The 4,435-nt window shown below is 73.3% G+C and carries 5 protein-coding genes and 1 rRNA gene; 3 read left to right on the top strand and 3 right to left on the bottom strand.

Annotated features, from left to right (window positions below; all coding sequences use genetic code 11):
• The 3 genes from rrf to GPJ59_RS34000 form a co-directional block, all read left to right on the top strand.
• Positions 1-96 (top strand): 5S ribosomal RNA (rrf, locus tag GPJ59_RS34010); the annotation flags it as partial.
• Between the two features lie 109 nt (positions 97-205).
• On the top strand, positions 206-562 hold the full coding sequence (locus GPJ59_RS34005) for a DUF6247 family protein (protein ID WP_219671815.1): 357 nt from the start codon (positions 206-208) through the stop codon (positions 560-562).
• Complete coding sequence (locus tag GPJ59_RS34000) at positions 559-849, top strand: hypothetical protein (protein ID WP_219671814.1); 291 nt, start codon at positions 559-561, stop codon at positions 847-849. Before GPJ59_RS34005 ends, GPJ59_RS34000 begins: the two co-directional genes overlap by 4 nt.
• Here GPJ59_RS34000 and GPJ59_RS33995 read toward each other — a convergent pair.
• From GPJ59_RS33995 to GPJ59_RS33985, 3 genes are all read right to left on the bottom strand, one after another.
• Positions 846-2,156 carry a DUF58 domain-containing protein gene (locus GPJ59_RS33995; RefSeq protein ID WP_219671812.1) on the bottom strand — a complete coding sequence of 437 codons (1,311 nt, stop codon included), beginning with the start codon at positions 2,154-2,156 and terminating at the stop codon, positions 846-848. The two genes, GPJ59_RS34000 and GPJ59_RS33995, sit on opposite strands and share 4 nt — an antisense overlap.
• Positions 2,156-3,130 carry an AAA family ATPase gene (locus GPJ59_RS33990; RefSeq protein WP_219671810.1) on the bottom strand — a complete coding sequence of 325 codons (975 nt, stop codon included), beginning with the start codon at positions 3,128-3,130 and terminating at the stop codon, positions 2,156-2,158. Before GPJ59_RS33990 ends, GPJ59_RS33995 begins: the two co-directional genes overlap by 1 nt.
• Positions 3,127-4,435, bottom strand: a 1,309-nt coding sequence (locus tag GPJ59_RS33985; protein WP_258025326.1) for a DUF4350 domain-containing protein, incomplete at its 5' end; no start/stop codon positions are given. The genes GPJ59_RS33990 and GPJ59_RS33985, both read right to left, overlap by 4 nt.

Below are 4,435 nucleotides of genomic sequence, written 5' to 3'. Positions count from 1 at the left end.
GAAACGCCCGGTTACATTCCGAACCCGGAAGCTAAGCCTTTCAGCGCCGATGGTACTGCAGGGGGGACCCTGTGGGAGAGTAGGACGCCGCCGAACAATCATTGTGGGAAAGCCCCGCACCGATCGTTAGATCTGGTGCGGGGCTTTTCTGCGTTCAGGGCGCGTGGGCGGTGCCCGGTACCCTAGGGTTACCCGTGGAGGACACATGACTGCACAGTACGCAGAAGCTGAGGGACCCCTCATTCCTCAGCCGGCGATGACTCGTGAGGCGCTCCGCGACGCCGTACGGCGACTGGACCTGCCCAGCCTCGCAGTGTTCGACAAGGAGTGCCACGAGGCCTTCGACCGTGCGGCTGAGACCGGGGCCATCAATCCCCTTCGGTTCTTTCTGATCAAGTGGGCCACGCATGTGGCCATCCATCGGTGGCCCGCCCGGGCTGCGGCTTTGCATGAGGCGGAGCGGGTGGCAGGCGATCCTGATGCCGACGAGAAGGCCTTCGAGGCATCGATGGAGACGAGCAGCCTCATCCTGGCCGAGGCCCAGCGGGAGATCGGTCTGTGACCGACCGCGGCGAAGCCGTCGAGAACGAGCAGGGGTGGGCATGGGAATGCGACCCGAGCAGGCTCTGGGTCCTTGGCGACATGTCTCCCGAGCACCAGACGCTGGTGAGCACCATCATGGACGGGCTGGTCGATCTGGCCTCGATGGGCATCGACCCGAAGAGCGGCAGCCTCTACGAGGACCCGGAGCCCATGCGCCTGTGGACGTATGAGGACGAGCGGCTGATGGTGTGGTATCAGACCATCAGCCATCGCTCTCGGGTGTACCTCAAGCGCGTCAATCTTTAGAGGCGGCCCGCGGCCTTCAGGGCGAGGTAGGTGTCGGCCAGGGCTGGGGCCAGGGTGTCTGGGGTGGCGTCCACGACTGTGACGCCCAGGCGGGTGAGGTGGTCGGCCGTGCGGCGGCGCTGGGTCTGGGACTGGGTGCCGGCGGCGGCCTCGTAGACAGCGTCGATGGTGCCGCGGGAGCGGGTCATCTCGGCCACGTGCGGGTCGGCGACGGAGGCCAGGACGACCGTGTGGCGGGCCGTGAGCTGGGGGAGGACCGGGAGGAGGCCCTCTTCCACCGGGGCGGTGTCCAGGCTCGTCAGGAGGACCACCAGGGAGCGCCGGGGGGCGCTGCGCAGGATCGTGGAGACCATGGCGCGGGAGTCCGTCTCGACCAGTTCCGGTTCGAGGGTGGCCATCGCGTTCACGAAGGACGGCAGGACGTCCGCCGCCGCGCGGCCCTGGACCTGTGCGCGGGTGCGGCGGTCGTGGGCCAGGAGGTCCACGCGGTCGCCGGCCCGGGTGGCCAGCGCGGCCAGGAGCAGGGCCGCGTCCATGGCGGAGTCCAGGCGCGGGGCGTCGCCCACGCGGCCCGCCGACGTACGGCCGGTGTCCAGGCAGATCAGGATGTGGCGGTCGCGTTCCGGGCGCCAGGTCCGGATGGCGACCTTCTGCTGGCGGGCGGTGGCTCGCCAGTCGATGGAACGGGTGTCGTCGCCGGGGACGTAGTCGCGCAGGCTGTCGAACTCCGTGCCCTCGCCGCGCGTGAGGACGCTGGTGCGGCCGTCCAGTTCGCGCAGGCGCGCGAGGCGGGACGGCAGGTGCTTGCGGCTGGTGAAGGGCGGCAGGACGCGGACCGTCCACGGGACGGTGTGGTGGCCCTGGCGGGCCAGCAGGCCGAGCGGCCCGTACGAGCGGACGGTGACCTTGGCGGCCCGCCGGTCGCCCCGGCGGGTGGGGCGTAGCCGGGTGGTGACCCGGCGGCGTTCTCCCGCGGGGACCGTCACGCTGTGGCGGGAGGCCGCGGTCTCGGTGCCGGGCTGCCAGCTGCTGGGTGGCCAGGCGTCGCGCACCTTGGCGCGCAGCGGGCGGCCGCCGGCGTTGGTGATCGTCAGGTGGACGTCGGCGGTATCGCCGAGGCGGACCGCGGTGTCGCCGGAACGGGTCAGGCGCAGGCCGCGGACGGGAGTGGCGAGGGCGTAGTCGATCGCGCAGGCCAGGGCGAGCGGGCCGTTGACGGCCAGCATCCCCGTCCAGCTCGGTTCGAGGATGCCGACGGGGATGCTGCCGAGGGCCGCGAGGAGCGCGGCGCGTCCGGTGAGGGCCATCAGCGCGGGACGGGGACGTGGGAGAGGATCGCGGTGATCACCGAGTCCGCCGTGACGCCTTCCATCTCGGCCTCCGGGCGCAGCTGGACGCGGTGGCGCAGCGTGGGCAGGGCGAGGGCCTTGACGTCGTCGGGGATGACGTAGTCCCGGCCGGTGAGCCAGGCCCAGGCGCGGGCGGTGGAGAGCAGGGCGGTGGCTCCGCGCGGGGAGACGCCGAGGGTCAGGGACGGCGATTCGCGGGTGGCGCGGCAGATGTCGACGACGTAGGCGGCGATCTCGGGGGAGACGGCGGTGCGGGCGACGGCCCGGCGGGCGGCTTCGAGGTCGGCGGCGCCGGCGACGGGGCGGACCCCGGCGGCCTTGAGGTCGCGGGGGTTGAAGCCGGCGGCGTGCCGGGTGAGGACGCCGATCTCGTCCTCGCGGGAGGGCAGAGGGACCGTCAGCTTGAGCAGGAAGCGGTCGAGTTGGGCCTCGGGCAGGGGGTAGGTGCCCTCGTACTCGACGGGGTTCTGCGTCGCGGCGACCAGGAACGGGTCGGGCAGCGGGCGCGGCGTGCCGTCGATGGTGACCTGCCGCTCCTCCATGGCCTCCAGGAGGGAGGACTGGGTCTTGGGCGGGGTCCGGTTGATCTCGTCCGCGAGGAGGAGGTTGGTGAAGACGGGGCCGTTCTGGAAGGAGAACTCGGCGGTGCGGGCGTCGTAGACGAGCGAGCCGGTCACGTCGGACGGCATCAGGTCGGGGGTGAACTGGACGCGCTTGGTGTCGAGTTCGAGGGACGCGGCGAGGGCGCGCACGAGGAGGGTCTTGGCGACGCCGGGGACGCCTTCGAGGAGGACGTGGCCGCGGCAGAGGAGGGCGACGACGAGGCCGGTGACGGCGGAGTCCTGGCCGACCACGGCCTTCCCGATCTCCGTGCGGAGCGCTTCGAGGGAAGCGCGTGCGTCGTCCGCGTGAGCGGTGGTCGGGGACGTCATGAGGTGCGGACCTCTCTTTCGAGGGCGTCGAGGTGGTCGGCGAGCGCGACGAGTGCCGCGTCGTCGGAGGGTGCGGTACCGAAGAGAAGGGCCGTCAGGTCCCGTGCGCCGTCCGGTTGGTGTACGGCGGCGAGGTGGGCGGAGACGGCGGGCAGCAGGGCGGCCGGGTCGTGGGCCGAGGCGGCGGGTACGCCGAGCACGGCGGCGAGGCGTTCGCGGGTGGCGGTGCGCAGCACGGTGGCGGCGCGGTCGCGGGCGTCGGCCTTGCGGTAGAGGCGGGCGCGGCCCTCGGTGGCCTCGGAGGCGCGGATGGCGACGGGCAGTCGTTCGGCGACGAGCGGGCCGAGGCGGTGGGCCCGCCAGAGGGCTGCGAGGGCGGCGGCGACGAAGAGTTGGAGCAGGGCCCAGCCCCAGCCTGCCGGGACGAGGTCGAAGAGGGACTTCTCCTCGCCGTCGTCGGGGCCGGTGCCGTCGCCGGCGCCGGCGGAGGTGTCGGCGAGGGAGGGCATGTACCAGATCAGCTCGGGCCGGGAGCCGAGGAGTTGCAGGGCGAGGGAGGCGTTGCCCTGCTCGGCGAGGTTCTCGTTGAGCAGCAGTTGCTCGGAGCCGAGGAGGACGGTGTCGCCGCCGGGCTTGGCCGTGGGCAGGACGAGGAGGGTGGGGCTGCCGTCGGCCGGGTAGCAGGCGGTGGCCTTGGGGAGGCTGGTGGTGTAGCGCAGGCCGTCGCCGGTGGCGGCCCGGCCGGCGCTCTTGGCGGCGGGCAGGGTGCAGCCGGGGTCGTGGTTCGTCTCGGTGGCGGTGCCCTTGACGCGGACGCCGGGGGCCAGGGAGCTCAGGGAGGCGTCGGCGCCGAGCAGGACCGTACGGCCGCCGGAGCGGTCCATGGCAGCGCGCAGGGTGGCGCGCTGGGCCGTACCGAGGAGTTCGGGCTCGGTGACGAGCAGGGTGGTGCGCGCGTCGGCCACGGCGGCGGCCTCCGCGGTGGTGGTCACGACGCGGGTGGTGACGCCGCGGTCCTTGAGGAGCTCGGCGAGGGCGCGGCTGCCCTGGGGGTCGGCGGAGCGCGGGTCGAGGTAGCCGTGGTTGCTGCCGGAGCCGAGGGTCGCCAGGACCACCCCGGTGGTGATCAGGATCGCGAGGACGACGAGGAAGCCGCGGGCGCGCTTCCAGACCTGGGCGGGGGTGAGGCCTGTGGAGGTCTCGGCGCGGCGGCCGGCGGGCGCGGGCGTGGCACGGGTGCCCGGCGGGGGGACGGCGGCTGTCGCGCCGCCGGTGGCGGTCGCGGTGGCGGTCGCGGTCCCGGTG

It is taken from the genome of Streptomyces bambusae (assembly GCF_019400985.1).
Lineage (GTDB): Bacteria > Actinomycetota > Actinomycetes > Streptomycetales > Streptomycetaceae > Streptomyces > Streptomyces bambusae_A.
This window is presented reverse-complemented; position numbering and strand designations above follow the sequence as displayed.

Coding starts and splice junctions, on each gene's coding strand:
- GPJ59_RS34005 (WP_219671815.1), top strand. CDS start 206: ATGACTGCACAGTACGCAGAAGCTGAGGGACCCCTCATTCCTCAGCCG.
- GPJ59_RS33995 (WP_219671812.1), bottom strand. CDS start 2,156: ATGGCCCTCACCGGACGCGCCGCGCTCCTCGCGGCCCTCGGCAGCATC.
- GPJ59_RS33990 (WP_219671810.1), bottom strand. CDS start 3,130: ATGACGTCCCCGACCACCGCTCACGCGGACGACGCACGCGCTTCCCTC.